This is a genomic window from Aeromonas sp. HMWF017 (assembly GCF_003061465.1).
Classification (GTDB): Bacteria; Pseudomonadota; Gammaproteobacteria; order Enterobacterales; family Aeromonadaceae; genus Aeromonas; species Aeromonas veronii.
On sequence record NZ_QAJD01000115.1, the window covers coordinates 7,861 to 8,658 of the forward strand.

Consider the following 798-nt stretch of genomic DNA (forward strand, 5'->3'; position numbering starts at 1 on the left):
GGTGACAGCCTTGAGGGTCTCCTGCTCATGGCTGGCGTACCCCTTGACGGTTGCCACCAGATTGGGAATGAGATCGGCACGGCGCTGATACTGGTTCTCAACCTGCCCCCAGCTCGCATTGACCTGCTCGTCCAGGGTCGGAATATTGTTCATGCCGCAGCCGGTCAGGCCGAGCAGCAGGGTCAGGGTCAACAGGCTCTGCGTGGTTCTGCGCCAGAGTGATGTGGCCATCTTGTTGTTCTCCTTTGGTATTTCGAGTCGATAGTGCGCCATGGATGGTGTACGACCAAGCGTGCACCACCATACCAGCTTGGGGTCAGTTGCCACAACGCGCAGGTAGCTCAGGTCGCTTGTTGATGCCGGAGACCTTGGGCAACTGGGGCTTGTCTTTGAGCCAGGATGCCAGCTCTTCCCCACAGCCATTGCCGGGCGGAATGGGAGCCTGGGGCTCGCAATCCGGGCTGCCTACCGGGCAGCGCAGCCGTACGTGGAAGTGGCTGAAGTGGCCCACCCAGGGGCGTAGCTTGGCGACCCAGGGCTCGCTACCTGCCTGCTGGCAGACTGCGGATTTGATCACCGGATTGACGAAGATGCGGGCGACTTCGGGTTTGCTGGCCGCCAGTCGCAGCAGGGTGAGCTGCTGGGGGCCAAAGCGACCCGGCAACATCTTGTAGCTGGGTTCGTCGATCAGTGCCCACTCCTTGGGGGCATCCTGCTCCCATTTGCTGATGGGGCGGTTGGCCATGCGAAACCAGATATCGGCATCAAGGCCAGTCTGGTGGCTGCGATGGCCGGAGG

The 798-nt window shown here is 61.8% G+C and carries 2 protein-coding genes; both read right to left on the minus strand.

Annotation, left to right across the window (positions count from 1 at the left end; translation table 11 throughout):
• Positions 1-231: LemA family protein (locus DBR30_RS21365; RefSeq protein WP_219927563.1), on the minus strand; the 231-nt coding region annotated here is incomplete at its 3' end.
• A gap of 85 nt (positions 232-316) precedes the next feature.
• Positions 317-798, minus strand: a 482-nt coding sequence (locus DBR30_RS11380) for a penicillin-insensitive murein endopeptidase (protein WP_258224402.1), incomplete at its 5' end; no start/stop codon positions are given.